The sequence below is a fragment of the Bacillus sp. AFS012607 genome, from assembly GCF_002558005.1.
Classification (GTDB): Bacteria; Bacillota; Bacilli; order Bacillales; family Bacillaceae_G; genus Bacillus_A; species Bacillus_A thuringiensis_S.
In genome coordinates this window covers 1-316 of the sequence record NZ_NTVM01000115.1, presented here as the reverse complement: position 1 = coordinate 316, position 316 = coordinate 1, and the positions used below count along the sequence as shown (strand labels likewise).

Below are 316 nucleotides of genomic sequence, written 5' to 3'. Positions count from 1 at the left end.
GATCCCGCTAGGCTCCACTTTATTTAATATATGTCTCGGAGGTATACCCAAGTTCGGCTGAAGGGATCGGTCTTGAAAACCGACAGGCGGTGAGAATCGCGCGGGGGTTCGAATCCCTCTACCTCCTCCATTTTCTTTTAAATGGTTTAGACATATAATAATAAAATATTTATTTTTCCTTCATGGAGGTATACCCAAGTTCGGCTGAAGGGATCGGTCTTGAAAACCGACAGGCGGCGAGAGTCGCGCGGGGGTTCGAATCCCTCTACCTCCTCCATTTTTTAAATTTAATATTGTCGCGGGGTGGAGCAGTACG

Annotated in this window: 2 tRNA genes; both read left to right on the top strand. The window is 46.8% G+C overall.

The annotated features are described in order from the left end of the window. The first annotated feature begins 37 nt into the window (after window positions 1-37). Window positions 38-130, top strand: a tRNA-Ser gene (locus tag CN409_RS31170). A gap of 54 nt (window positions 131-184) precedes the next feature. Beyond that, window positions 185-277: transfer RNA gene (locus CN409_RS31165), tRNA-Ser, on the top strand. Window positions 278-316 lie beyond the last annotated feature (39 nt).